At 60.9% G+C, this 26,438-nt stretch carries 20 protein-coding genes; 14 read left to right on the top strand and 6 right to left on the bottom strand.

Annotated features, from left to right (window positions below; all coding sequences use genetic code 11):
- Positions 1-26: 26 nt before the first annotated feature.
- From ACP7BS_RS17370 to ACP7BS_RS17330, 9 genes are all read left to right on the top strand, one after another.
- On the top strand, positions 27-2,993 hold the full coding sequence (locus tag ACP7BS_RS17370) for an aminotransferase (RefSeq protein WP_426239105.1): 2,967 nt from the start codon (positions 27-29) through the stop codon (positions 2,991-2,993).
- An 85-nt stretch (positions 2,994-3,078) separates the two neighbouring features.
- Positions 3,079-4,746: an amidohydrolase gene (locus ACP7BS_RS17365; protein WP_426239104.1), complete on the top strand. Its 1,668-nt coding sequence runs from the start codon at positions 3,079-3,081 to the stop codon at positions 4,744-4,746.
- A 109-nt stretch (positions 4,747-4,855) separates the two neighbouring features.
- Positions 4,856-5,965 (top strand): ABC transporter ATP-binding protein, encoded by a 1,110-nt coding sequence (locus tag ACP7BS_RS17360; protein ID WP_426239213.1) that lies wholly within the window; start codon positions 4,856-4,858, stop codon positions 5,963-5,965.
- 1 nt (position 5,966) lies between these two features.
- A complete protein-coding gene (locus ACP7BS_RS17355) occupies positions 5,967-6,887 on the top strand; it encodes an ABC transporter permease (protein WP_426239103.1) in 921 nt (306 codons plus the stop codon).
- Positions 6,880-7,680, top strand: a complete 801-nt coding sequence (locus tag ACP7BS_RS17350; protein ID WP_113243750.1) for an ABC transporter permease — start codon at positions 6,880-6,882, stop codon at positions 7,678-7,680. Before ACP7BS_RS17355 ends, ACP7BS_RS17350 begins: the two co-directional genes overlap by 8 nt.
- 22 nt (positions 7,681-7,702) lie before the next feature.
- Positions 7,703-8,737, top strand: a complete 1,035-nt coding sequence (locus ACP7BS_RS17345) for an extracellular solute-binding protein (protein WP_426239102.1) — start codon at positions 7,703-7,705, stop codon at positions 8,735-8,737.
- A 67-nt stretch (positions 8,738-8,804) separates the two neighbouring features.
- Positions 8,805-9,836 carry a histone deacetylase family protein gene (locus tag ACP7BS_RS17340; protein ID WP_426239101.1) on the top strand — a complete coding sequence of 344 codons (1,032 nt, stop codon included), beginning with the start codon at positions 8,805-8,807 and terminating at the stop codon, positions 9,834-9,836.
- A gap of 20 nt (positions 9,837-9,856) precedes the next feature.
- On the top strand, positions 9,857-10,723 hold the full coding sequence (gene aguB, locus ACP7BS_RS17335) for an N-carbamoylputrescine amidase (protein ID WP_426239212.1): 867 nt from the start codon (positions 9,857-9,859) through the stop codon (positions 10,721-10,723).
- A complete protein-coding gene (locus ACP7BS_RS17330) occupies positions 10,720-11,865 on the top strand; it encodes a serine hydrolase domain-containing protein (RefSeq protein ID WP_426239100.1) in 1,146 nt (381 codons plus the stop codon). The genes aguB and ACP7BS_RS17330 overlap by 4 nt, the downstream gene beginning before the upstream one ends.
- Positions 11,866-11,867: 2 nt before the next feature.
- Here ACP7BS_RS17330 and ACP7BS_RS17325 read toward each other — a convergent pair whose 3' ends face one another.
- From ACP7BS_RS17325 to ACP7BS_RS17310, 4 genes are all read right to left on the bottom strand, one after another.
- Complete coding sequence (locus ACP7BS_RS17325; RefSeq protein WP_426239099.1) at positions 11,868-12,554, bottom strand: DUF2161 domain-containing phosphodiesterase; 687 nt, start codon at positions 12,552-12,554, stop codon at positions 11,868-11,870.
- Positions 12,555-12,642: 88 nt separating this feature from the next.
- On the bottom strand, positions 12,643-13,116 hold the full coding sequence (locus ACP7BS_RS17320; RefSeq protein WP_426231646.1) for a GreA/GreB family elongation factor: 474 nt from the start codon (positions 13,114-13,116) through the stop codon (positions 12,643-12,645).
- Positions 13,117-13,343: 227 nt separating this feature from the next.
- The gene (locus tag ACP7BS_RS17315; RefSeq protein ID WP_426239098.1) at positions 13,344-14,345 is read right to left on the bottom strand and encodes a pyridoxamine 5'-phosphate oxidase family protein; all 1,002 of its coding nucleotides are present in this window, start codon (positions 14,343-14,345) and stop codon (positions 13,344-13,346) included.
- 53 nt (positions 14,346-14,398) lie between these two features.
- Positions 14,399-15,016, bottom strand: a complete 618-nt coding sequence (locus ACP7BS_RS17310; protein ID WP_426239097.1) for a glutathione S-transferase family protein — start codon at positions 15,014-15,016, stop codon at positions 14,399-14,401.
- Positions 15,017-15,158: 142 nt separating this feature from the next.
- On the opposite strand from ACP7BS_RS17310, the gene ACP7BS_RS17305 reads away from it, so the two are divergent.
- The 4 genes from ACP7BS_RS17305 to ACP7BS_RS17290 all read left to right on the top strand — a co-directional run bounded on the left by ACP7BS_RS17305 (position 15,159) and on the right by ACP7BS_RS17290 (position 21,116).
- The gene (locus ACP7BS_RS17305) at positions 15,159-16,061 is read left to right on the top strand and encodes a LysR family transcriptional regulator (protein ID WP_426239096.1); all 903 of its coding nucleotides are present in this window, start codon (positions 15,159-15,161) and stop codon (positions 16,059-16,061) included.
- 82 nt (positions 16,062-16,143) lie between these two features.
- Positions 16,144-16,746 carry a TetR family transcriptional regulator gene (locus ACP7BS_RS17300; protein WP_426239095.1) on the top strand — a complete coding sequence of 201 codons (603 nt, stop codon included), beginning with the start codon at positions 16,144-16,146 and terminating at the stop codon, positions 16,744-16,746.
- Between the two features lie 55 nt (positions 16,747-16,801).
- Positions 16,802-17,941, top strand: coding sequence for an efflux RND transporter periplasmic adaptor subunit (locus tag ACP7BS_RS17295; protein ID WP_426239094.1), 1,140 nt, complete (start codon positions 16,802-16,804; stop codon positions 17,939-17,941).
- Positions 17,942-17,972: 31 nt separating this feature from the next.
- Entirely contained in the window at positions 17,973-21,116 is a 3,144-nt protein-coding gene (locus tag ACP7BS_RS17290; protein ID WP_426239093.1) for an efflux RND transporter permease subunit, read from the top strand.
- Positions 21,117-21,552: 436 nt separating this feature from the next.
- Here the strand turns inward: ACP7BS_RS17290 and ACP7BS_RS17285 are convergent, their stop codons facing one another.
- Positions 21,553-22,563, bottom strand: a complete 1,011-nt coding sequence (locus ACP7BS_RS17285; RefSeq protein ID WP_426231733.1) for an amino acid ABC transporter substrate-binding protein — start codon at positions 22,561-22,563, stop codon at positions 21,553-21,555.
- 103 nt (positions 22,564-22,666) lie between these two features.
- A complete protein-coding gene (locus tag ACP7BS_RS17280; protein WP_426239092.1) occupies positions 22,667-25,720 on the bottom strand; it encodes an aminotransferase class III-fold pyridoxal phosphate-dependent enzyme in 3,054 nt (1,017 codons plus the stop codon).
- A gap of 127 nt (positions 25,721-25,847) precedes the next feature.
- On the opposite strand from ACP7BS_RS17280, the gene ACP7BS_RS17275 reads away from it, so the two are divergent.
- Complete coding sequence (locus tag ACP7BS_RS17275) at positions 25,848-26,282, top strand: Lrp/AsnC family transcriptional regulator (protein ID WP_060509122.1); 435 nt, start codon at positions 25,848-25,850, stop codon at positions 26,280-26,282.
- Positions 26,283-26,438: the final 156 nt, after the last annotated feature.

Raw genomic sequence — 26,438 nt, 5'->3', positions numbered from 1 at the left:
TTTGTCATTCTTGTTCCCGGATGCATATGCCAATCTGCAGCCGACTGATTCCGGGGGGCGAGAGATTGGAACATGCTTTTTTGCGGCGGGCGGCATTGTCTCGGCCTGATGTGACTGCCGAAGATGCCGCGCGGCTTTTTTCCGATCACTATGGTCTTGCTGGCCAGATTGCCGAACTCGGCAGTCAGCAGGACCGCAATTATCGCATTGACACAGCAAAAGGCCGTTTCGTCCTGAAGATTTGCCGCGCCGATTATGCGACTGTCGAGCTTGAAGCGCAAAACGCCGCACTGCGCCATATCGCCGGCAAGGCCAATTCGCCCCGCGTGCCGAAAGTGATTGCCGCTAACAATGGCGCCGACATCCTGTTCGTCACGGTGCGCAATGCAAATTATCAGATCCGCCTGCTCGATTATATCAGGGGCCAACCGCTGACGCGGCGCAAACATCTGCCGGCAGTGACGGTCGCGGCACTCGGCGCGCTGGGCGGCCGGCTGGCGCTGGCGCTGGCGGATTTTACGCATCCCGGCCTGTCGCGCGACCTGCAATGGGATCTTCGGAATGCCGAACCGGTCGTTAGCCATCTGCTGTCGGCGGTAAGGGATGCGGATCGCAAGCAGCGCATCGGCCAGGCGATGGATGCAGCCATGCGCCGGCTCAGCGTGCTGAAGCCGGAGCTCCGGCAACAGGCGATCCATCATGACATCACCGACGACAATGTCGTCAGCCTGCCAAATGACAGCCGCCAGCTAATACCGGATGGTGTGATCGATTTCGGCGACGTCATCCATGGTTGGCTGGTCGCCGATCTCGCTGTCACCTGCGCCTCGCTGCTGCATCATGCCGATGGCGATCCCGTCATCATCCTGCCAGCGATCAAGGCATTCCACGCGGTTTTCCCGCTCAACGAGGCGGAACTGCGCGCACTCTGGCCGCTGATCGTGGCGCGCGCCGCCGTGCTGGTGGCAAGCAGCGAACAGCAGATCGCGCTCGATCCGGACAACAGCTATGTCAGCGGCAACATCGACCACGAGCGGTTGATTTTCGACGTCGCGGTTTCGGTGCCGTTAGCCGTGATGGAAATCGCCATCCTGCAGGCGGTTGGCCAACTGGGCGATCAGGGTGCTGCAATCACCGGTGAGCGTCTGCTGCCGGAGATCGAAGCGTCCGGGATCGCGGCGATCGCCCTGGACACGCAAAGTGAGCTGTTCGACGGCGTTGCATGGCCGCAACCGGATCTCGAAGACCGGCTTCTTTCGGCGGCATCGCGCGAAAACAACAATGCCGTCTCAACGCGCTACGGCGAATACCGGCTGACCCGAACTGTGCTGCGTTCATCTCAGCCGGCGGCAACATGCGCTCTTCATGTCGATCTGCTCTTGCCGGCGGGCACCGGCGTGTCGGCGCCTTTCGGCGGCATTCTGAAACTCACCGATGGCGGCCTGATATTGCTGGGGCGGGATGCCGCGCTGCATCTGTCCGGTCTTGATGCCTTGCCTGGCCCGGATGATTTCATCCATCCTGGTCAGCCGCTTGGCCTGGTCACTGGCTCGGCCGGTGACCATGGCGTGCTGCGCGTCCAGCTCTGCCGTGACAAGGACATCGTGCCGCCGCCGTTTGTCTCACCCGCTCACGCCGCTGCGTGGATGGTTCTATGCCCGTCACCGGCAAAGCTGCTCGGCTTTGATTGCGATGCACCGGTGCCGCAGAGTGCGTCGCTTCTCTCGCTCCGCCAGAGCCATTTCGCCAAGCCGCAAAAGAACTATTACGGGATGCCGCCGCAGATCGAGCGGGGCTTGCGCGAGCATATGGTCGACGTCGAAGGCCGCGCCTATCTCGACATGGTCAACAACGTCACCATCCTTGGCCACGGCCACCCGCGTCTCGCCGATGCCGTGCACCGGCAGTGGCAACGGCTGAACACCAATTCCCGGTTCCACTATGCCTCCGTCGCGGAATTTTCCGAGCGGCTGGCAGCTCTCGCGCCGGAAGGGCTCGACACGGTGTTTCTGGTCAATAGCGGCTCGGAAGCCAATGATCTGGCGCTCAGGCTCGCCTGGGCAGCGAGCGGCGCGCGCAACACGCTGTGCCTGCTGGAAGGATACCACGGCTGGTCGGTTGCCAGCGACGCAGTCTCCACCTCGATCGCCGACAATCCGCAGGCACTGACCACCCGGCCTGACTGGGTCCACCCGGTCATGTCGCCAAACACCTATCGCGGTCCGTTTCGCGGGGCGGGCTCGACCGCCGGCTATATCGAAGCCGTCATGCCGGTGCTGGAAAAGCTCGATCGCGACGGCAAGGGGCTGGCCGGGTTCATCTGCGAATGCGTCTACGGCAATGCCGGCGGGCTACCGCTGCCGGCGGGTTACCTCAAGGACATCTACGCTTTGGTTCGGGCACGCGGCGGCGTCTGCATCGCCGATGAAGTGCAGGTCGGCTACGGCCGTCTCGGGAATCATTTCTGGGGTTTTGAAGAGCAGGGCGTGGTCCCCGATATCATCACCATCGCCAAGGGCATGGGCAACGGCCATCCGCTTGGTGCTGTCATCACCACCAAGGCGATCGCCGATGCGCTGGAGAAGGAAGGTTACTTCTTCTCCTCCGCTGGCGGAAGCCCGGTCAGTTCCGTGGTCGGCATGGCGGTTCTGGATATCATGCGCGATGAGAAGCTTCAGGAGAACGCCCGCGTCGTCGGCGACCACCTGAAACGCCGCCTGCAGGCATTGGGACAGCGGTTCCCTCTCGTCGGTGCCGTGCACGGCATGGGTCTCTATCTTGGATTGGAATTCGTCCGTGACCGCGAGACGCTGGCGCCGGCAACTGCCGAAACGGCTGTGATTTGTGACCGGCTGCTGCAGCTCGGCGTCGTCATGCAGCCGACCGGTGATTATCTGAACGTCCTGAAGATCAAGCCGCCACTCTGTCTGTCACAGGAGAGCGCGGATTTCTTCGCCGACATGCTGGAGCGGGTGCTTTCGGACGGATGGTGAGGAAACATTCCCATTCCGATTGAATTGCGCAGCCGGATCGGCTTAGCTCGCCCCAGATTCTTCGTGGCAAGCAGTGAGTATCATCATGACGCAGACCGCCGATATCATCATCCTCAACGCCCGTGTTCTGACGCTGGATGAGGATCGGCCCCGAGCCGAGGCGGTCGCGATGGCTGCAGGCTTTATCCTGGCCGTCGGCACGGAAGCGCAGATGGAGACCTTTCGAGGCGCAGGCACGCAGGTGATCGATGCAGCGGGAGGCACGGTGCTTCCGGGTTTTTCCGAAAACCACATGCACCTGTTTTCGGGCGCCGCCGAGCTCGACCATCTCCAGCTTGCCGGGATCAGCGGACTGGCAGCTCTGACCGAGGCTGTTCGGGAGTACGCGCTAACGCGGACCGCCGAGAAGGTCCTTTTTGCACAAGGTGCCGACTACACGATCCTCGGGGACGAACGCCTGACGCGCCGTCATCTCGATGCGATTGTGGCTGATCAGCCATTGGTTCTTTTCGCGCCCGATCATCATACGGCCTGGGCCAATACCAAGGCGCTCGAACTGGTCGGCATCTTGCACGGCGCGGACCTTGGACCCGGCAACGAGGTTGTGGTGGATTCAGATGGCCTGGCGACCGGGGAATTGCGTGAAATGGAAGCGTTCAGCCCGTTGCAGGCAGCCGGCGGTTTCGATCGCTACCGCCTCGGCCTCTCCACCGGCGGCGAGCCGGACCCCTATCCCAACGAAGCGGAATGGGCGCAAGATATTGCCGTGATGCGGCGCGGCCTTGATTATTGTTCCCGCCACGGCATCACCACCGTTCAAAACATGGATGGCAATCTCTACCAATTGGAACTGCTCGCCGCGATCGAGAAAGAGGATGGCAGCCTGCCGTGCCGGGTGATCATTCCCTTCCATTTCAAAAATTTCATGTCGCTCGACATGCTGGAAAAGGCATCCGAACTTGCGCGCCGGTTCGACAGCGACTGGCTATCGTCCGGCGTCGTCAAGGTTTTCTACGATGGCGTGCTCGACAGCTGGACGGCGGTGATGGTGGAGCCTTACGCCGACAAATCAGGCGATTGCGGCGAGGGCCTCTTCACGCCCGAAACGTTTCGCGATGTCGCAGTGGAAGCGGACCGGCGCGGGCTGCAGATCGCGGTTCACGCGATCGGCGACGGCGCGGTGCGGGCAGTGCTCGATGGGTACGAGGCCGCACGCGCGCAGAACGGCACCCGCGACAGCCGGCATCGCATCGAGCATATCGAAGTCGTGCATCCGGGTGACATCGCCCGGTTCGCCGAACTCGGCGTCATCGCCTCAATGCAGCCGCCGCATCCGCCGGGTTGCGCCGGCGTGCCGCTGGAGCCGACCGTATCGCGCATCGGCCGGGATCGCTGGCCGGTCAGCTATGCCTGGCGCACGTTCAAGGACGCCGGCGCGCATATCTGCTTTGCCTCCGACTGGCCGGTGTCTCCGATCGACCCGATCATCGGCATTGAGGCGGCCATCACGCGCAAACGCTGGGCCGACAGCGATCCGGATCAATCGTTTTCCCTGATGGAGGCCCTCTCGGCCTATTGCGTCGAAGGCGCCTATGCGGAATTCAAGGAGGATCGAAAGGGCATGATCCGCGCAGGATACCTTGCCGATATCGTTGTACTCAGCGGAGACATCGAGGCAACGGCTCCAAATGAGCTGCAGACGATCCAACCCACCACCACAATTTGCGGCGGCCGTATAAGTTTTTCCTCCTGATAAAGATTTTTTCCTCATCAAGTAGAATCGTGTTGTCAATGCGAGGCCGCTGTGGTCACCTAGCGCAAAGCCGAAAAGGCGGGAACAGCAGCTTCATGCAATGGGTAGTGTGCCGCATATGGCGGAATTGAACGCGGTCGAAATACGCCATGTTTCTAAGATATTCGGCTTTGGCGAGTTTGCATTCGCTGCCGTCGACAACACATCGGTATCGATCCGGCAGAACGAGTTCTTCACGCTTCTGGGACCTTCCGGATGCGGCAAGACCACTTTGTTGCGGCTGATCGCAGGCTTCGAATATCCGACATCCGGCGAGATCATACTGAACGGCGAGAACATCGCCGCCATGCCGCCGTTCAAGCGACCAATCAATACAGTTTTCCAAAGCTACGCGCTGTTTCCACACATGACGGTGGCGGAGAATATCGGCTTTGGTCTCACGATGCTTGGCAAGCCGAAGCAGGAGATCAAGGACCGCGTCGATGCCATGCTGAAGCTGGTGCGCATGGAAGCGCTCGCCGGTCGGCGCACCAGTCAGATTTCCGGTGGCCAGCAGCAGCGTGTCGCGCTCGCCCGCGCCCTTGCGCCCCAGCCGAAGGTTTTGCTGCTTGACGAGCCGCTTTCGGCGCTCGATTACAAGCTGCGCAAGGACATGCAGATCGAATTGAAGCGCCTGCAGGCGGAAACCGGCATCACCTTCATCTTCGTCACCCATGACCAGGAGGAGGCGCTGACCATGTCGGACCGCATCGCGGTGATGTCATCGGGCAGGATCCTGCAGGTCGGCAATCCCCGGGAGATCTATGATGCCCCGGCGGATCGCTTCGTCGCCGATTTCATCGGAGAAACCAATTTTCTGAAAGGCCGGATCAGTTCGGTGAGGGACGGCATCGCCGATGTCGATACGCCGGTCGCCGGCCGAATCTCGGCAACAATGCCGCAGGATTTCCACGCCGAAGGCGAGGTGACGGTGGTTCTGCGGCCGGAGCATGCAACGCTCTGCCCACCTGACCGTACCGTAGCCAACCAGATGACCGGCACGCTCGAAAACGTCGTCTATTTCGGCACGGATACCCATTATCACGTCCGCCTTTCCGACGGCGAAACGGTGTTTACCCTGCGAGAACAAAACAAACCTCTGCAGAGCGCACGGTTCAACCAGGGCGATATGGTTGGCATTGCGCTCGAAGCCAATGCCGCCCGGGTGTTGAGGAACTGAGATGACGAACATGCCGGGGACGATCGAAGCGGAGAAGAGCAGGGATATCCGGAAACGGTGGCTGCTCTCGCTTCCCGCCCTGCTGATCATCCTTCTTGCATCGACCGGCCCTCTGCTGATCGTTCTCGTCTATTCCTTCCTGACACCCGGTCCCTATGGCGATGTGCAATGGCTGCCTTCGCTTGAGGGCTGGATTGGCGTCGTCATGGAGAAGGATATTTTCGACGGCACCTTCTCGCTTGCCGATGCGCATGTGTCGATTTTCATGCGCTCTGTCATGCTGTCTTTGGCAACGACGGTCCTGACCTTGCTGGTCGGTTTCCCCACCGCCTATTTCATTGCCACAAGGCCGGAAAAAACCCGGGAACTCTGGCTGTTCCTGATTACCATCCCCTTCTGGACCAATCTTCTCATCCGCACCTTCGCGATCCTCGAGATCATTCGCAACGAAGGCCTGATCAATGGTTTGATGTTGAAGTTCGGTCTGATTTCAAAGCCCGTCCAAATGCTCTTCACCGACGGTGCGATCCTGACAGGCATGGTCTATGTCTATCTGCCGCTGATGGTGCTGCCGCTCTATGCCAGCATGGAAAAGCTGGATTTCCGGTTGGTGGAAGCGGCCTATGACCTTTATGCCACGCCCTTCAGGGTGCTGAGAAAAATCATCTTTCCGCTGGTCAAGCCCGGCGTCATAGCCGGCTCGATTCTCGTCTTCATTCCGGCGCTCGGCGCCTACGTGACGCCGAGCATTCTCGGCGGCGGCAAGAACATGATGCTCGGCAACCTGATCGAGCTGCAGTTCGGCCAGGGCCGGAACTGGCCGCTCGGCTCGGCGCTGTCGATCACGCTGATGCTGATCGTCATGGCGGCACTGCTTGTCTATGTTCGCAATGCGGGATCTCAAGGGAGCCGGCATGGCTAAGACATTTTCCATCCGGCGTCAGCGCGGATTCACAACCATTGCAATGGCCTGCTTCTTTGCGCTTTACCTCCCGATCGCGGTGCTGGTCTTCTACTCGTTCAATGCGGGCGAATCCCTGGCTTCCTTTGACGGGATTTCGCTTCGCTGGTTCACCAAAGCCTTTCAAAACCAGCAGGTGATCGACGCTTCCATCCGCTCGCTGCAGATCGCCTCGTTTGCCGCTGTCGTCGCCACCATTGCAGCCACCATGGCGGCGCTGGCGACCACCCGGACGGAGCCCTATCGCGGCCTGACGCTGAAATATGCCTTCATCAACCAGCCCCTGATGATTCCGGAAATCGTCACGGCCGTTGCCCTTCTGATCTTCTTTGCCCGCGTCAAGATCTGGACCGGTTATTCCGGCCTGGGCTACCTGATCGCCGCCCATACGGCGTTCTGCATCCCGTTTGCCTATCTGCCGATCCGGGCGCGGCTGGAAAATATGGACCTGACGCTGGAGAAGGCGGCTGCCGATCTCTACGCAACACCGTGGAACACCTTCCGCTATGTCACGCTGCCGCTGCTGTGGCCCGGCATTCTCGCCGGTTTCATGCTGGCCTTCGTGATTTCGCTCGACGATGTGGTCATCACCGAATTCGTCAAATCGGCCGGCCAGGATACCTTGCCGACCTACATGCTCGGCCAGATCCGCCGCTCCATCACACCGGAAATGAACGCGATTTCGACGCTGTTCCTGCTCTTGTCAGTCTGTGTCGTCACCGTCTTCTTCATCGTCAACAGAAAACGTGTCTAACGAAAGAAAAGGGAACAGCATCATGAAACGGATGACAGCGACCATGGCCGTCACGGCCGCACTTCTCGCCTCCACCGGGCTTGCCCGGGCCGAAGGCGAACTCAACATCTACAACTGGGGCAACTATACCAGCCCCGAGATGATCAAGAAATTCGAGGACCAGTACAAGGTCAAGGTGACGATCACCGACTATGATTCCAACGATACGGCGCTCGCCAAGGTCCGCCAGGGCGGTTCGGGCTTCGACATGGTCGTGCCGTCGCAGAACTACATTCCGATCTGGATCTCGGAGGGCCTCTTGCTCGAGACCGATCCGGGCAAGATGGAGAGTTTCAGTCACGTCGCCAAGGAATGGCAGAATCCGGAATTCGACCCGGGCCGCAAATATACCGTTCCGTGGGCGATGGGCATCGTTGGCGTCGTCGTCAACACCGATGTCTACAAGGGGGACATCAACACCTGGGGTATCGTCTTCGACACGCCGGATGAGCTGAAAGGCAAGGTCAACGTTGTTCCGGAGATGACCGATGTCATCGACGCAGCCGTGCTCTACAATGGCGGCACGAAATGCACTGGCGACCTTACCGTCCTCAAGAAGGTGCGTGATACGCTGGTCAAGGCGAAGCCGAACTGGGTGGCGATGGAATACGGCACTATCCAGAAAATGGGCTCGGGCGACTTCGCCGCTTCCAGCGACTGGAACGGCTCTGCGTTTCGCCAGCGCCTGGCCAATCCTGCGATCAAATTCGGCTATCCGAAGGAAGGTTTCGTCAACTGGAGCGACAATCTTGCCGTTCTGAAAGACGCAAAGAATGTCGAAAACGCCAAGCTCTTCCAGAATTTCATGATGGATCCACAGAATGCCGGGATGAATTCCGGATTTCATCGGTATGCGAACGGGATCGCCGGTTCCGGCGAATTCATGCCGGCCGATATGAAGGGGGCACCGGAAATCGATATCCCCGCCGAGTTTGCTTCGGTCGGCGTTCCCTCGCAGACCTGCCCGCCCGAAGTTCAGGAGCTTTACACCAAGATCTGGACCGAGCTTCAGAAGTAATCCTCTCCCAACGCACCCCGCCGGTCGCGGCGGGGTGCGTTTTTGTTCCCGCCGCTTGGATAATCCCATGAAAACCGTCTTCTCGCCCCGCCATCTTGGTCATGCCAACCAGCTCGAGCTGGTCGCCGGCGCCATCGTACCTGGTTACGAGCTAACCTCGCGCGCTGAATATGTCTCGGGGCGGATCAAGACCGTGGGGCTCGGGCCGATCCTGCCGCCGCAGGGGCATGACCTGACGACGGCGGCGCGCATCCATCGCAAGGACTATCTCGATTTCCTACCGACGATCTGGGATCTCTGGACTGCGGAGGGACGCACCGGCACCGCGCTTCCCTTTACCTGGCCCACCCGTGGCCTGCGCGGCGACGTGCCGCCTGAATTCATTGACGGGCTTCTCGGATATTATTCCTTCGACGCCGGGTGCGGCATCGTCGAAGGCTCCTGGGATGCGATCAAATCCTCGCATGACGTGGCACTGACGGCGGCCGGCCTCGTCCAGGATGGTGAACGTTCGGCCTTTGCATTGTGCCGCCCGCCTGGCCATCATGCCGGCGCCGGTTTCATGGGCGGCTATTGCTACATCAACAATGCCGCAGTAGCGGCGCAGTGGTTCCGCGACAACGGCGCCAAGCGCGTCTCGATCCTCGACGTCGATTATCACCATGGCAACGGCACGCAGGAAATCTTCTATTCCCGCGCCGATGTGCAGGTGATCAACCTGCATGCCGATCCGATGCAGGAATATCCCTACTTCCTCGGCCATGCCGACGAGCGCGGAACCGGCGAGGGCGAGGGCTACAACCTCAACTATCCCATGCGCTTCGGCACGGATTGGGAGCGCTGGAGCCAGTCGCTGGAGGACGCCTGCGGCAAGCTGGTGGCCTATAATCCGGATGTGGTGGTGATTTCGCTCGGCGTCGATACGTTCGAGAAGGACCCGATCAGCAAGTTCAAGCTCACGACCGAAGATTTCCCGAAGATCGGCGAGCGTATCGCCCGGCTGAATTTGCCCACTTTGTTCGTGATGGAAGGCGGCTATGCCGTCGCCGAGATCGGCGTCAATGCCGTCAGCGTTCTGACCGGCTTTGAGGGCAACTGATCGTGGCTTCCGGCTCCGTCATGACTTTGGGCGTCGTCCAGTTCGCCTGCACCGATGATCTCAATGAAAACCTCGCCACCGCCTACCGGTTGATCCGGCAGGCTGCGGGCGAGGGTGCCAATATCGTGCTGGTACAGGAGCTATTCGAAAGCCTGTACTTTTGCCAGACGCAGGATCCCGTCCATTTTGCCAGAGCGCATGCGCTTGCCAATCATCCGGTCATCGCACCGATGCAGGATCTCGCCAGGGAACTCGGCGTCGTCCTGCCGGTTTCCTTCTTTGAGAAAAGGAACCAGGCCTTTTACAATAGCCTCGCCATGATCGACGCCACGGGAGACATCCTCGGTGTCTACCGCAAATCCCACATTCCCGACGGTCCGGGCTATAGCGAAAAATTCTATTTCCGCCCCGGTGACACCGGCTTCAAGGTCTGGCCGACCCGTTTCGGCACGATCGGTGTCGGCATCTGCTGGGACCAGTGGTTTCCAGAAGCTGCGCGCGCCTTGGCGCTGATGGGCGCCGAACTGATCCTCTACCCGACCGCCATCGGCTCTGAACCGGCCCGCCCCGATCTGGATACGATGGAACACTGGCGCATGGTGATGCGCGGCCACGCTGCCGCCAACATGATGCCCATTGCCGCCGCCAACCGTATCGGCTCTGAAACCATTAGCGGCCAATCACAATCCTATTACGGGTCGTCCTTCATCGCCGGTCCCGACGGGCAGCTCGTCGCCAGCGCCGGACGTGCCGAAGAAGACGTGCTGGTTGCCAGTTTCGACCGGCAGCAGCTTGCCGACGACCGCGCCGCCTGGGGTATGTTCCGCGATCGCCGGCCGGAACTTTATGGCGTGCTGGCGACAGCGGATGGAGGAGACAGAACATGACGGATTTCAAACGCTCGGACGTTACGCTCGCAAATTGGCGGACGGCCCCTTTCTCGCAATGGTCTTTTCAGAATGTCAGCGAGGTCGTTCCCTCAGCCGTCATCAAGGCCAAAGGCGAGGGCGAAGCGCCATCCCTAAATCTCGGTGGTCTCGAAGACCTGCAGGTGCCCGGCATCGATGGCACGGTCCAATCGCTGAAGGAATTTCTGACGGCAAGCGAGACAGACGAACTGTTGGTCATGCGCAATGGGCGCATCGTTGCCGAATGGTCGGCGGATCATTCCAACCCCGCCCGGCCGCATATCATCTTTTCCGTGTCGAAATCCCTGACGGCTTTGCTTGCCGGAATTCTGGCGGGCAAGGGCTTGCTCTCCTTCGACAAGCTGGTGATCGATTATGTGCCGGAGGCCGCCGGTTCGGCTTACGCGGACGCGACCGTTCAGCAATTGTTCGACATGGAGATCAGCGTCGATTTCGTCGAGGACTATCTCGACACATCAGGCGGCTTCGATCGCTATCGCCGGGCGACCGGCTGGAATCCCGACAGGCCGGACAGTCCCGCACCGGATTTGAAAAGCTTCGTCTGCAGCATCGGAAAAGGCGACTGGAGGCACGGCGAAAAGCACGCCTACCGCTCCCCCAATACCGATCTCGCCGGTATCGTGCTTGAGCGCGCCGGGGGCGGGCGGCTGCCAAGCCTGCTGAGTGATCACCTCTGGCAGCCGATGGGCGCCCGCTCCGATGCGATGATCACCGTTGATCGCATCGGCACGGCGCGCGCTGCAGGCGGCATGTCGGCGACGGCGCGCGACCTTGCCCTGACTGGCGAGCTCGTGCGGACAAGAGGGGCCGGCCTGATCGCGGAGAAGTTCATCGACGATCTGTGGACCGGTGGCAGCCGTGATGCGTGGAAGAATGGTGATCAGACCAGCTTGTTTCCATCGGGCAGCTATCGCAACTACTGGTACGAGACCGGCGAGGGCGAACTGGCGGCCATCGGCATTCACGGCCAATGGATCTGGGTCGATCCGGCAACGTCAACCGTCGTCGTCAAGCTGTCATCGCAGACCTTGCCGGTCGATGCTGAGCTGGACCAGGCAATCGTTTCCATGCTGCGCACAGTTTCCCGCGCTGCAGCCTGAAATTATAGGGCTACGGCAACCGCTGCTACATCACCTGCGGCCGCGACAGGCCACCGGATGAGGGCTTCGGCACCGGTAGCAGTCAGACCATAAACACCACGGTCGATGCGCTCGAACCAGCCATAGACATTGCCGCGCAGGATGGCGGCAGCCGATGGCGTGATCGGCTTCAAGTCTCTTGGCCGTAAAGGCCCAGCCTGGAGCGCCGCAGCGCAGGCCAGAGCTTGCTGCCGGTAGGCGGTCATGATCGGCGAGCGCGTGCTGCCGCCGAGGGCCGGATCGCCCTTGCGCTTCTTGTGTTCGTTGACCAGACGAGACCGCTTGCGCGGGTTCTTGCGCGGCATCAGCGCCACCGGGCTAACGACGACATCGACCGTTCCATTGTCGGAAACGCTCAGCATGCCGAACCCGAGCCGCCGGCAGAGATCGCGGTAGCGGCGATCGCTTTCGCGACCCTTTCCCTTGGCCGAGACGCGGGCTGCAATCCACACCTCATCGCTTGCCGCTGCCCTGTCGACGGCCTGAAGGATTAGTTCGAGATTGAAGCTGAGCTTGAGTTCACAGATGACCACGACCGGCGGTTCATCCGGGCTTAAGCCCACAATATCGCAACCGGCCACCTCGCCCTTGACGCTGTAGCCGGCGGCTTCGAGAAAGCCTTTGATCGGCAGATAGAGCGTGGTCTCCAAATCGTGTCCTCACATCATCGTCTGCACGGTCTTGCCGTGATTTGCCGATCAGATCAATGAAATGATGGTCAGTTGGAGGAAACGGGACTTACCCAAGTCCGGCAATGGACAGGACGACGATATCCTCCTCACGGCCGGCCACTTCGAACTCGACCGTGTCACCGGCAGCCGCGCCGTCCAGTGCGCGCGCAAGCGGCGATGTCCAGGCAATGGCCCCTACATGCGGATCAGCCTCGTCCTCGCCGACGATGCTGATATCCTTGACGCTGCCACCGCGGCTGATGGAAACATGCGTTCCAAACCGGACCGAGGTTGGTTCCGCGACGGGGTCCATGATCTCCATACTGGCGCGCCGCGCCTCCCAATAGCGCAGATCCCGCTTGAGAGCGGCAAGCACCTCGTTATCGCTGGTCGCCGCAGTCTGTTGGGTGAGCGCTGCAACCATCTGCTCGATCTGCCTGGCACCATTGGGTGTCACAAGATTTCGGGCAGTGCTGATCGGCCTCTCCGCGACCGGTGGCGGCGGGACGTCGTCGATTTCCTTGGTGAATGCGCGGCTCATGGGCTTCTCCTCTCATACCAACGCATAGCACGCTTTCAGGTTCACTTGTGGCCCAACGTGTCGAACAGGGATCTGAAAACCCGGTGATCACATCTTCCGCTTCAGCTTGGTACGCGGGTCGCGGATGATGTGGTCGACCCGTCCGGCAAGGGTGTGTTCCGGCTCTCTTTCGGCGGCCTCCCTCTACGAATGACAATATCGCCAAATTCGCCTGCTCAACGCCTTCTTCAGGCCGTCGATTCGCTCAACCGGCGTTCAGCCTCGCCCCAGCTGCCGGTCATGCGCAGGCTCGGCGATTGGCCGTCCATTTGGGATGCCCAGCGCAACGGCAGGGCATCCGGCCGCCGGATGATGCGGCGCGGCGTGAAGCGCCAGAGGCGTTCGGCGCCCTCGAATGCTGCGATTTCGGGCGTATCCACAACGACATGGGCATCGCCGGAAAGCTGCAGCAAGTCGCCGGTGTCAAAATCGGCAAAGACAAGACCGGCTCTGCCGTTTGCAAGAATATTGCCGAGCGTGTTGAAAAACAGGTTGCCAGCGAAATCTGGGATAGTCAGCACACCGTCATCGCCAACCCGGACAAAGCCCGGCTTGCCACCCCGGTGCGAGACATCCGCCTGCCGCTCACCGTTTTCGAACTCCGCATAGGTCGCGACGAAAAATGTGTCGGCTGATGCAATCATCTGTCGATCACCGGTATCGAGCGTCTTCAATATCGCTGGCGCGGTGACAGACCCCGCCGATGGATCGCGGACGAAGTGGAAATCGCGCAGCTGGATGTATTTCGGACAATTTCCGTAGGATTGGCCGACATCGACGTCGAAACCTTCCGGCCCAGACCTGCGGATGGTTCCGTTCAGGCGATTGCGCCGTCGTGTGTGCAGTTCGATACCGAGCATGCCGATCGCCGCACCATCGCCCAGTCCTGCCTGCGCCGGGTCTTCGGGTTCCCAGCCAAGGCGAACATTCAGGGTGTGCGGATCCGGGCTTTGCAGAAAACCGGGATTGGCCGCCCGTATCGTTGCCCACGCATCTCCTTCGCCATCCACGGTGCCCAGCACGATGAATGGGAGCTGCGGATAGAAAGCGCGGTGCTGATCGATCAGATGATCGCGCAGAACCCGGCGGCCGAGCTCTTCCATGCGCCCGGCCACTCCGGCCTGATCCTGCAGCACCCGCTCGCCTGGATGCCAGGGAGATGCCTGGTCTATCGTGTTGAGAACCGACATTTGCTGATCCTTTGATGATGGGTTGGCAGGCTGCCGCGCTGCTCCGAAGCTGCTCAAGCAGCCTCCGGAATGCCGATTGCCGTTTTTTGGAAGGCAACGAAACCGGGAAGCGCTTCCATCCGCTTCAGCCAGGCATTGACGTTCGAATAGGCGGCACGGTCGACATTGCCCTCCGGCGCGCGGGCGATGTAGCTGTAGAGCGCGACGTCGGCGATGGTCGGCCGATCTGCCGCAATCCACTGGCGGCCGGCAAGTTCTGCCTCGATGTGACCCAGAATAAGGTGGGCGCGGGCGATGACCTCGTTCGCATCGAAGCGCGCACCGAAGACAGTGACAAGCCGCGCAGCACACGGGCCATAGGCGATTTCGCCGGCGGCGACGGACAACCAGCGCTGCACGGCGGCGGCACCCTTCGGGTCTTCGGGCAGCCAGTCCTCGGCCCCGGTTTTCTTGGCGAGATAGACGAGAATGGCGTTTGAATCGGCGACGATTATGGCGTCATCGTCGAGCACCGGAACCTGTCCGAAGGGGTTGAGTTTCAGGAATTCCGGGCTCTTATGGGCACGCGCGGCAAGATCGACCTCGATCAGTTCTGCATCGATCCCGAGCAGCGAGATGAACAGACGGGCGCGGTGCGCGTGGCCGGATAGCGGGTGATGGTAAAGTTTCATCGACGGTCTCCTTCGGGCGATGATTGCCTGTGGGAGAAGATGTTTCTTTCTTCGCAGAAACAGAAGCGTGATAGGAGACAAGATATCATTCCATTCAACGGAACAATGATTTGGGGGGCTGAGCTTGGACAGGCTTCAATCCATGCGGGTTCTGGTCAGGGTCGCAGATACCGGCAGCTTCGCCAAGGCAGCGCGCGCGCTCAATATGAGCCCGCCGGCGGTGACTCGTGCCATTGCCTATCTGGAAGACCTGACGGGTGCCCGGCTGTTCCTGCGATCGACCCGATCGGTGAAACTGACGGCGCCCGGAAGCCGCTACGTGGAGGATTGCCGCCGCATTCTTGCCGATATCGACGAGGCCGAAGCGTCGGCCGGCGGCTCGCACGCGACGCCGTCGGGCCTATTGACAGTTACGGCACCGGTCCTGTTCGGCCAGATCTATGTCATGCCGGTCCTGACATCGTTTCTGACACAGCATCCGGCCGTCAACGGCCGAGCCCTTCTGCTCGACCGCGTCGTCAACCTGCTGGAGGAAGGGATCGATGTTGCCTTGCGTATCGGGCAACTGCCGGATTCCGGCTACCATGCCATCAAAGTCGGCAGCGTGCGGCGGGTGATCTGCGGTGCACCGTCCTATTTCGAGGAGCATCCGGTGCCGCAGGTTCCGGCTGATCTGGCAGGGCACACGATCATTGCCAATACCGGTTCGTCCGCGCCGCAGGACTGGCGCTTCGCGGGCGGGGAGAAGAGCCATGTCACGCTGCGCCCACGATTGTTCTGCAACACCGTAGATGCGTCGATCTCCGCAGCGCTCCGCGGATGGGGCCTGACCAGCGCGCTGTCCTATCAGGTCGCATCGGCCGTGAGTGACGGAAAACTCAATATCGTGTTGTCCGACTATGAGGAGCCGGTGATTCCCATCCACGTGATGCACGCCGAGGGCCGCCATATCTCTGCCAAGACACGAGCGTTCGTGGACTTTCTGGTGGCCGAATTGCGCGCCAACCAGAACGTGCAGTCCTCGACTTCGCTTTCCGCCGGTTAAAACGCCGCAGTTGACAGGACCTGCATTTCGATTTACGACTGACGAAATTCTAAATTCGTCAGTCGTAAATCGGAACGTATCCATGGACGAGACCAGCGACATCCTCGACATTGCTCGTCAGGAAAACATCACGCGTATTCTGGAGGCCGCGGAACGGCTGTTCCGGCACTACGGCTATGCCAAGACCAATGTTGCCGACATAGCCCGCGATCTCGGCATGTCGCCGGCCAATATCTACCGCTTCTTCGCCTCGAAGACCGAGATCCATCAGGCGATCTGCGGCCGTATGCTTGAGGGCAGCTACCAGCAGGCCTTTGAAATCTCACGCCTGCCGATCAGCGCTGCCGACCGCCTGCGCCGTTACCTGCATGCGGAATATCAACTGATCCTGACCGCCATGCTCGATCATGAGAAAGTCCATGAGATGGTCATCGTCGCCATCGAGCGTGACTGGCATGTCATCGAAAAGCATATCGACCGCATGCACGAACTGTTGGAAGAGATCATCCGCCAGGGCATCGCGGCCGGTGAATTTGCCGAGCGGGACGTCGCGATTGCCGCCCGTTCTTTCGGGGCGGCGACAGTGGTCATGTGCCATCCGCAACTGGTGGCGCAGTGTCTTTCCAAGCCGAACCGGGCGACGCCCGATGAAATCACCGAATTTGCAATCAATGCCTTGAGATGAACGCAGCCATTAGTGGCCTGCTTTCCCGACTTCATTTTTGATCAGGAGTGCGAACATGCTTTCGCCGACCCATAACTATATTCGTTTGTCAGCCGTTTCCATCCTATCCGCCGCTGTTTTGGTTCTCTCCGGCTGCTCTGAGGAGAAAGCCGAAACCAAGGAGATCGTGCGGCCGGTAAAGGTGATCGAGATCGCCGCTATCGATACCTCGCGCACGCTCAGCTATTCCGGCACGGTTCGCGCCCGCACCGAGATGAACCTCGGGTTCCGAGTCAACGGCAAGATCATCGCGCGCCTCGTCGATATCGGCCAACGGGTCAAGTCCGGCGATCTGCTCGCCCGCATCGATCCATCCGATTACCAGCTTGCATTGACCAGCGCCCAGGCGAACCTTGATGCCACCGAGCGGCAGGTCGAGACGACCGAGTTGGCCCGCGTCCGTGCCGAGCAGCTGTTTGCCAAGAACGTCGCCCCGAAATCGCAGCTCGAGCAGGCGACGCTGAGCTACAATCAAGCGGTTGCCACACGTGACTCTGCGCGGTCGACGCTCGACCAGGCGAAGAACCAGGTCAGCTATACCGATTTGAAGTCCGATCAGAACGGCATCGTCACGGCGGTCAGTGCCGATATCGGCCAGGTCGTCGGCTCGGGAACGCCGGTCGTCAGCGTTGCCGTCGATGGCGAAAAGGAAGTTCTGGTTGCCATCCCCGAAACGGATATTGCGCAGTTCAAGCCCGGCAAGGTGGTCACCGTCGGGTTCTGGTCGGATGCCGCGCTGATGCTGCAGGGCAAGGTGCGTGAACTCTCCGGCAGCGCCGAGCTGCAGTCGCGTACATTTGCGGTGCGCATCAGCCTGCCGAATGATCCAAACGTGCTTCTCGGCATGACCGCCGGCATCCTCGCCGCTGCTGCCGATACCCAGCAACTGGTCTCCATCCCGTTGAGCGCCCTTGCCAAGAAGGGCGACCAGCCGATCGTCTGGACCGTCGATCGCACCGCCGGGACCGTGCACTCCCGTCCGGTCAAGGTTACCGATTTCAGCGGCGACGGCGTGCGGATTGCCGAAGGATTGAAGCCCGGCGATGTCGTGGTGGCTGCAGGCACCCAGTTCATGACGGAAGGCCTGAAGGTAAAGCTCGGCAGCGACGCGACACAGCAATCCGCTGCCGCCGAAAACACCCAGCTCGTGCGCTGACCCCAGATCCATCGAAAGCGGAACAACGCCGATGACCTCTTCCACCAATCAAAAGCAGTCCTTCAACCTGTCGCGCTGGGCCATCGGGCATCCGAGCATCGCGCGCTTCCTGTTCGGCCTGATCCTGATCACTGGCGTGCTCGGCCTAATGCGCATGGGCCAGAAGGAGGATCCGGATTTCACCTTCCGCGTCATGGTGGTGCAGGCGATCTGGCCGGGGGCTTCGATCCAGGACATGGAAGATCAGGTCGTCAACAAGATCGAGCGCAAGCTGCAGGAAACCCCGCATCTCGATTTCGTCCGCTCCTATACCCGCGCGGGCAGCGCCATCATCACCCTGCAGGTCAAGGGCGACACCAATGCGGCGCAGGTGGCCGACGCCTTCTATCAGGTGCGCAAGAAGGTCGGCGATATCGCCAATGAGCTGCCGCAAGGCCTGCTCGGGCCGTATTTCAACGACGAGTTCGGCGATACCTTCGTCACCCTGCATTCGCTAAGCGGCGAAGGCTACAGCTATCCGGAACTGAAGACATTCGCCATCCAGGCGCGCGACATGCTGTTGACGACGCCGGGCGTCGAAAAGGCCGTGATTATCGGCGATCAGCCGGAAAAGATCTATATCGACATTTCCTCCGCGGTGCTTGCGTCGCGCGGCCTGACGCTTGCCGATGTGCAGAACGCCATTAAGGGACAGAACACTGTCGATCCTGCCGGCTCCGTCGATACCGGCACCCGTTCGGTGCGTGTATCTGTCGAAGGCGGACTGACCAGTGCTGCCGATATCCGCGAGCTGCGCCTGCGCTCCGGCAACGAGGTGACGCGGCTTGGCGACATTGCCGCTGTCTCGTCCGGCCTTGAGGATCCCTATCAGCGCAAATACCGCTTCAATGGCGAGGACAGCGTCCAGATCGGCGTGGTCATGGCCAAAGGCTACAAGGTGACGGATGTCGGCGCTGCGGTCGAGGAAACCTACAAGCGTTTCGAAACCGCGCTTCCCTACGGCGTCAAGGTCGATCAGATCGCCGATCAGCCGGAAGTTGTCACCGAGGCCGTCGGCGAATTCATGAAGGCGCTCGGCGAGGCGCTGGTGATCGTGTTGATCGTTTCGTTCGTGTCGATCGGCTGGCGCTCGGGCCTTGTCATCGCCATTGCCATTCCGCTGGTGCTGGCTGCCACCTTCGCCATCATGTATGAGCTGGGTATTGACCTGCAGCGCATTTCGCTGGGGGCGCTGATCATCGCGCTGGGTCTGCTGGTCGATGACGCCATGATCGTCGTCGAATTGATGGAGCGCAAACTGGAGGAGGGGCTGGACAAGCTCGATGCTGCCAGTTTCGCTTATTCTTCGACGGCATTCCCGATGCTGACCGGCACGCTGATCACCACGGCTGGCTTCATCCCGGTCGGTTTTGCGGCCTCCACTGCCGGTGAATATGTCCGATCTCTATTTTATGTCGTCGGCATCGCGCTGGTCGTCTCCTGGTTCGTCGCCGTCTATTTCACGCCCTGGCTCGGCTACATGATCCTCAAGCAGCGCGCCCATGCCGGAAGCCATCACGATGTCTTCGACACGCGCTTCTATCGCCGTCTGCGCGCCACCGTCGGCTGGGCAGTGCGCCACCGTGTGATCGTTCTGTCGCTGACGCTCGTCACCTTCGTCGCCAGCCTCTGGGCATTCCAGTTCATCCCGAAGAACTTCTTCCCGCAATCGTCGCGCCCCGAAATTCTCGTCGATCTCTGGCTGCCGGAAGGCACCAGCATCAAGGAAGTGGAAACGCAAGCCAAGGCGCTCGAAGCGAAAATACTCGACGACACCGACAAGAAATTCATCGCCACCTATATCGGCGAGGGCGCGCCACGCTTCTTCCTGCCGCTCGATCAGCAGCTGCGCAATCCGAATTTCGCCCAGCTTCTCGTCATGGCCAATGACGAGCCAGCCCGCGAACGGCTGATCGTCAAGCTGCGCACCATTCTTGCCCAGGACTTCCCGTCCATCCGTAGCAAGGTCGATCGCCTATTCCTCGGCCCTCCGACCGGCTGGCCGGTCCAGATGCGGGTGACCGGACAAGACCGCGCCGAAGTCCGCCGCATTGCCGATCAGGTGAAGGCGAAGTTCGCCGAGAATCCCGAGCTCGGTGCTATCCATGATGATTGGCTTGAGCCGGTGCCGGCGATGAAGCTGGTGATCGATCAGGATCGTGCCCGCGCGCTCGGTGTTTCGTCGCAGCGCATTCGCCAGATGCTGCAGGCGACGATGAGCGGTGCGCCGCTCGACGATTTCCGCGATGGCGAGGAAACGGTGTCCATCGTTGCCCGCGAGCCGGATGCGAACCGTCATCTGCTGTCGGCGGTGCATTCGATCTATGTTCCAACCGATTTCGGCAGTTACGTGCCGCTGTCGCAGGTTGCCAAGGTCGTGCCTGTTCTCGAACAGGGTGTCGAATGGCGCCGCAACCGCCTGCCGACGATCACGGTGCGCGGCACGCTTCCCGATGGCGTACAGCCCAATGACGTGGCGATGAAGATGTATGCCGACATGAAACCGCTGCGCGATAGTCTTGCGCCCGGTTATGCGGTCGAAATCCAGGGCGGCGCAGAAGATGCGGCCGAAAGCCAGCAGTCGATCGCCGACAAGGCGCCGGTCATGCTCGCCGTCATCGTCGTACTACTGATGATCCAGCTGCAGCATTTCGGCAAGGCGATGCTGGTTCTGGCAACCGGCCCGCTCGGCATTATCGGTGCCGCCGCTGCCCTTTTGATCAGCGGCGCACCGTTCGGCTTCGTCGCGATCCTTGGCGTCATCGCGCTGCTCGGCATCATCATGCGCAACTCGATCATCCTCGTCGATCAGATCGACCAGGATATCGCCGCGGGCATGGAGCGGACGGAAGCGATCGTCGGCTCGGCTGTGCGGCGTTTCCGGCCGATCGTGCTGACGGCGATGACCGCGGTTCTGGCGCTGATCCCGATTTCGCGCGGGGTTTTCTGGGGGCCTCTCGCCTATGCGATGATGGGCGGTATCCTCGTTGCCACCGTTCTGACCATCCTCGTTCTGCCGGCCGGTTATGCGCTGTTTTTCGGAAAGCAGCCGAAGAGCAAGATTGCCGAACCGGAGCCGGCAAGCGATGAGACAGAAGGGACCGTCCACTATCCGGCCGCGATCGCAGCGGAATGATAGTCCTCCCTCAAATGGCACCTGCAGCAGATGCTGCGGCTGTAGCCATGCAATGCACACCGAACACAGGATGTCGGCATTGAAACGATTTATGGCAGGGCAAGCCATCTGCTACGCGCATAGCGCATGGCTGCTCTGCAAAATTCTGCCTACGAATTAAGCGGAAACAATGTATATTGAACTCATCGAAGTGATGCACCTCCTCCCGCAAAGCTTCGATATGTAAGTGGCCTCACTCCTCCTCCCAGAGGGCACTTGCGGAATGGCAACACTCCTCCTCCCAGTTGCCATTCGGTTCTATTCGAAAGCCTGCCGCACCTCCTCCCGCGGCAGGCTTTTTCGATTCTGGGCCTCTTTATTTCCGTCTCCGACGCCGAATAAAAAAACCGCCGCGAAGTTTGACCTCGCGACGGCACGGGCAGTTTATGCGTTTCGATCAGCGAAGCGGCGGTGCGTAGACCAGGCCGCCATTGTTCCACAGGTTGTTCAGGCCACGCTCGATCTTCAGCGGGCTGTCCTTGCCGAGATGGCGTTCAAAAACTTCGCCATAGTTGCCGACGGCCGAGATGGCCTGGAAAGCCCATTTCGGATCGAGGCCGAAGTTCTTCGAAATCGCGCCGTCTGCGCCGAGAAAGCGCTTCTGCGCCACGGTGCCGTCTTCAGCCGTTTTGGCCGCATTTTCCTTGGTGATGCCGAGTTCTTCCGCCTCGATCATCGCGAACAGGGTCCAGCGAACGATCTTGAACCATTGCTCGTCCCCCTGGCGGACGGCCGGCCCAAGCGGCTCTTTGGAGATGACCTCGGGCAGGACGATGTAGTTGTCGGGATCGGTCAGCGTCAGCCGTTGGGCATAAAGGGCGGAAGCATCCGTCGAATAGACGTCGCATCGGCCGGTGCCGAAGGCCTGCACGGTCTGGTCGGGCTTTTCAAAGGCAATCACGTTGTACTGGATGCTGTTGGCGCTGAAATAGTCGGCCATGTTCTGTTCGGTGGTGGTACCGGTTTCGGTGCAGACCGAAGCGCCGGACAGTTCCTTGGCGCTCTTTACGCCCAGATCCTTGCGGATCATGAAAGCCTGGCCATCATAGTAGTTGGCGCCGACAAAGCTCATGCCGAGATCGGTATCGCGCGACAAGGTCCAGGTGGTCTGGCGCGACAGAAGATCGACTTCACCCGATTGCAGGGCGGCGAAACGCTCCTTGGTGGAAAGCGGCACATATTGCACCTTGCTGGAATCGCCGAGCGTCGCTGCTGCCACCGCACGGCAGAAATCGACGTCGAAGCCCGCCCATTCGCCCTTGTCGTTCGGGCTCGAAAAGCCCAGTACGCCCTGGCTGACGCCGCAACGAAGCGCACCGCGCTCGCGGGCGATATCAAGCGTGCCCGCCTGTGCTGCCGTGCCCGCCAGCGTTGCTGCGGCCAATAGTCCAAAAATTGCTGATTTCATGGTTTCGTTCTCCTCCGGTTTTTAGTCGCACGTATTCCGTCCGGGCAGCGCCAAGCGCTGCCAAGCTCTTCGTTCATTCGTCCTCTCATATTCGCCGGGGCTGTCAGCCCCGGGCAGTAACTGCCTCGAATGTTTCCTCGAGCACGGCCAGCAGATGGTCGGCGTCGCGCCTTGAGAAGACCATAGGCGGCCGCATCTTCAGCACATTGTCATGTGGCCCTTCGGTGCCCATCAGCACGCCGCGCTGACGTGCGCCGTTCGAAACGGCCCGGGCGAAATCCGTCGCTGGCGCCTTGGTCTTGCGGTCGGTCACCAGTTCGATGCCGAGGAAGAGCCCCATGCCGCGCACGTCGCCGATCACCTCGTAGCGCTCCTGCATCGCCCGGAACCCGGCCATCAGGTAATTGCCGATCCTCAGCGCGTTTTCGCGAAGGTTCTGGCCCTCGATGACGTCGAGCACGGCGAGACCGACGGCGCAGGAGACCGGGTTACCGCCGAACGTGTTGAAATATTCCATGCCGTTGTCGAAGCTGTCGGCGATCTCGCGGGTGGTCACGACAGCAGCCAGCGGATGGCCATCGCCGATCGGCTTGCCCATGGTGACGATGTCGGGAACGACGCCCTGTTCTTCGAATGCCCACCAGTGGCTGCCCACCCGGCCGAAGCCGACCTGAACCTCATCGGCGATGCACACACCGCCTGCGCCGCGGATCATTTGGTAGACTTGCCTGAGATAACCTTCCGGCAGAAACACCTGACCGGCGACGCTCGGGATCGATTCGGCGATGAAGAAACCCGGACCTTCGCCCCTTGCCTGCATCTGCGCGATCAGTTCGGCGACGCTTTCGGCGTAACGCTTGCCATGTTCTTCAATCGGCCAATCGGCCGGGGCGCGATAGCTGTCTGGAACCGGCGCCACATGCACATGCGGCTTCTTGTCCTTGCCGCCCTTGCGGCGGAACTTATAGGGGCTGATCTCGATCAGCTCCTGCGTCGTGCCGTGATAGGCCCAGTCCAGCACGATGGCGTTTTCCCGGCCGGTATGGGCGCGCATCATCCGGAGCGCCAGGCTGTTGGCCTCCGAGCCGCTGTTGACGAAACCGGCAACCGTCAGCTCCTTCGGCAGCGTCGCGGTCAGCCGTTCGGCATAGGCAACGATATTGTCGTGCAGGTAGCGCGTGTTGGTATTGAGGGTCGCTGCCTGCCGCGCCATCGCCTCGACGACGGCCGGATGCGCATGGCCGATATGGCAGACATTGTTAAAGCAATCGAGATAGGCCCGGCCGCTGTCGTCGATCAGCCAGACCCCGTCGCCACGCACGAACTTAATCGGCTTGTCATAGGAAATCGACAGGTTGGGGACCAAAAGCTCCTTGCGCAGCTTGACGATCTCGTCATGCGATCGCCCGGTTTTTGCATAGAATTCCGGTGCGATGCCGGCAAAGGCGTTGGCATGGGGGAAAAGCTCGGCCCAGACATCGAGATAGCGTTCTTCGCCGACGCCGAGGATTTCCGTGGCGGAAAGCCGGGTATCGACGGAGAGCTGCAGGTGCAGGTGCGGCGCCCAGCCTCCGTTTTCCGCCGGAGCGCCCGTCTCGCCGACCAGCGCGCCGGCGTCCAGGCGGTCGCCCGCCTTCAACCGGCCCAGCGCTTCATGGGCAAGATGGCCCCAGAGGCTGATGAAGGCCGGGCAGCCCTCGGGTTCATGGCGCAGAGCAATCAGGCAGCCGTAGCCGAGCGGATCGGGCTCGATCTCGACACTGACGACCGTGGCAGCGATCGGTGTGTAGAGCCTGGTGCCTGCGGCCATGAACAGGTCGAGGCCGAGATGACGGATGCGGCGAGTGTCTTCGATCAGCCGCGATACGAACATATCGCCGGAATAGACCGTGCGTGCCTCGCCCCAGGGACCGATGCCGAGATCGACGCCCCGTTCGGCGCAATAGGCTTCCCAGATCGCCTGCGCCTCGTCCGGCTGTTCGCCGGCGGACTTGACCGTCATCGGATGCTGCGGATCGGCATAGGGAACCAGGGCAGCCGGATAAGTTGCGGCGGGACGGTCGAGCAGCGGACGCAGCGTCTTCCGGTTTGCCTCGATCCAGGCGGTGACGGCGCGTGTGCCCGGCGTTGCCTCGAAACCGCAGGCATGCCGCAGGATTGCGGTGGCAAAACGCGGGTTCATCGCATCGAGTTTGCGCAGCAGCGTCCAGGCCGGCTTTTCGCTGATGGCGAGATAGGGATTGCCGCCGGTATGGGCACGGCGGGACGCTGAGATCGTCACGGATGTGACGAGCCGCATGGCGATCAGATCGAACAGAAGATCGAGTTCCTCTTCGAGCAGCGGATACTCGGCATGGAAACCGCGGGCGATATCAGCGGCAGCGCCGATCGGATCGGCATGGTCGAGCCCGGCATAGGCGGCAGCGATAGCAACCTCGGCGATGACGGGAGCGTAGAGCGCATCGCCGAGATCGATCAGGCCGGCGATCCGGTCGTGATCATCATCGGCAACCAGCACGTTCCAGTCATTGGCATCGTTGTGGATGACGGCCGAGCGCAATTTCGGCAGTCTCGGCTCGACCACCGTTTCGAACCGGGTAAGGAAGCGCTGCAGAAGTGCGCGGTCGTCTGTGCCGGCAATATGGTGCAACCGCTCAGCGGAGCGGCCGGCATTGCGAATATTCCAGTCGAGATCGCGCAACGCGCCTGGGTGCATGAAGCCTTTCAATGCAGCATCGAACCGGCCGAGCAGACCGCCAAGCGATGTCAGCGCTTCAGAACTGCGGGCAGACTGTGCCAGCGGCGTGCCCGGCACCCAGCCGACAAGGCGCAGCAGATGGCGCACACCATGTATGCTGGTCGTTTCGCCCAGGCTTGCGCCTGAGATCGTCGGGCGGATATGGGGAACGGGCAGGTCGGGCGCATGTTCACCGACATGGCTGAGAAGCGCCGTCTGGAAATCGCTTTCTACCGGCGGTTCGGCGGCGTTGACGATCTTGAGGATGTAAATCCCGCCGGTGCTGGCCGCTACCTTGAAGTTCTGGTCGCGTTCGCTGTCGAGCGGCGATAGCGAACCGGCGAGGCCATAGTGCTCCGCCAACAGGCGCTTGGCATCGTCGATGGAAAAATCCGGTGTGGTCTTCAGCATATCGGTCATGATGGGTCCTCGTCTGCTGTCAGAGTTGCACGGGCCGTCAAACCTTGCACCTGACAATATGCCGGTTGCACCGGCATTATGTTTATAATAACCGTCATCTTGTCAGTTCCCGGAAAGGCGCATTATCATGCAGGACACAGACGCGATCGACCGCACGATCCTAAGCATTCTGTCGCGTGAAGCGCGCATCCCGATGAAGTCGCTGGCAGGCCGCATCGGCCTGTCCAGAAGTGCAACGACCGAGCGCGTCAACCGGCTCGAAAAGGCGGGGATCATTCGCGGCTATCGGGCCGATATCGGCCAGCTCGACGAAGGCCAGGTCCATGCCTTCCTGCTTCTGACGCTGAAGAAGACCCCATCCATCGGCGTGCTCGACCGGCTGGCGGGTTTTTCGTCGGTCCGAAAAGTGTCGTCGGTCAGCGGCCAGCTCGATCTCGTCGTCGAGGTCGAAGTGGGCTCGATCAACGCGCTGAACGAACTGAGAAACGAGGTCGCGACGATGGAAAATGTCGATGACCTCACCACATCGATCGTTCTGCGCCGCGACATCGAACGCAGCTGAGCCATGCTTGACTTTGCTGCAAATGCTCACAAAATGATTTACGGCGTCTGCGGCAGTCGCACCGCGAGCCTGACGAAAGGGAAGCGCCGCTTCCCGCCGGCCAAGCCCCGTTCCGCCAAACACTGTTCCCCCAAAAATTTGAAAGTCTTTCGTTTT

It is taken from the genome of Pararhizobium sp. DWP1-1-3 (assembly GCF_049896125.1).
Taxonomy (GTDB): domain Bacteria; phylum Pseudomonadota; class Alphaproteobacteria; order Rhizobiales; family Rhizobiaceae; genus Pararhizobium.
Note: the sequence above shows the minus strand (reverse complement) of the source record. Positions and strands in the feature narration are given on the sequence as shown.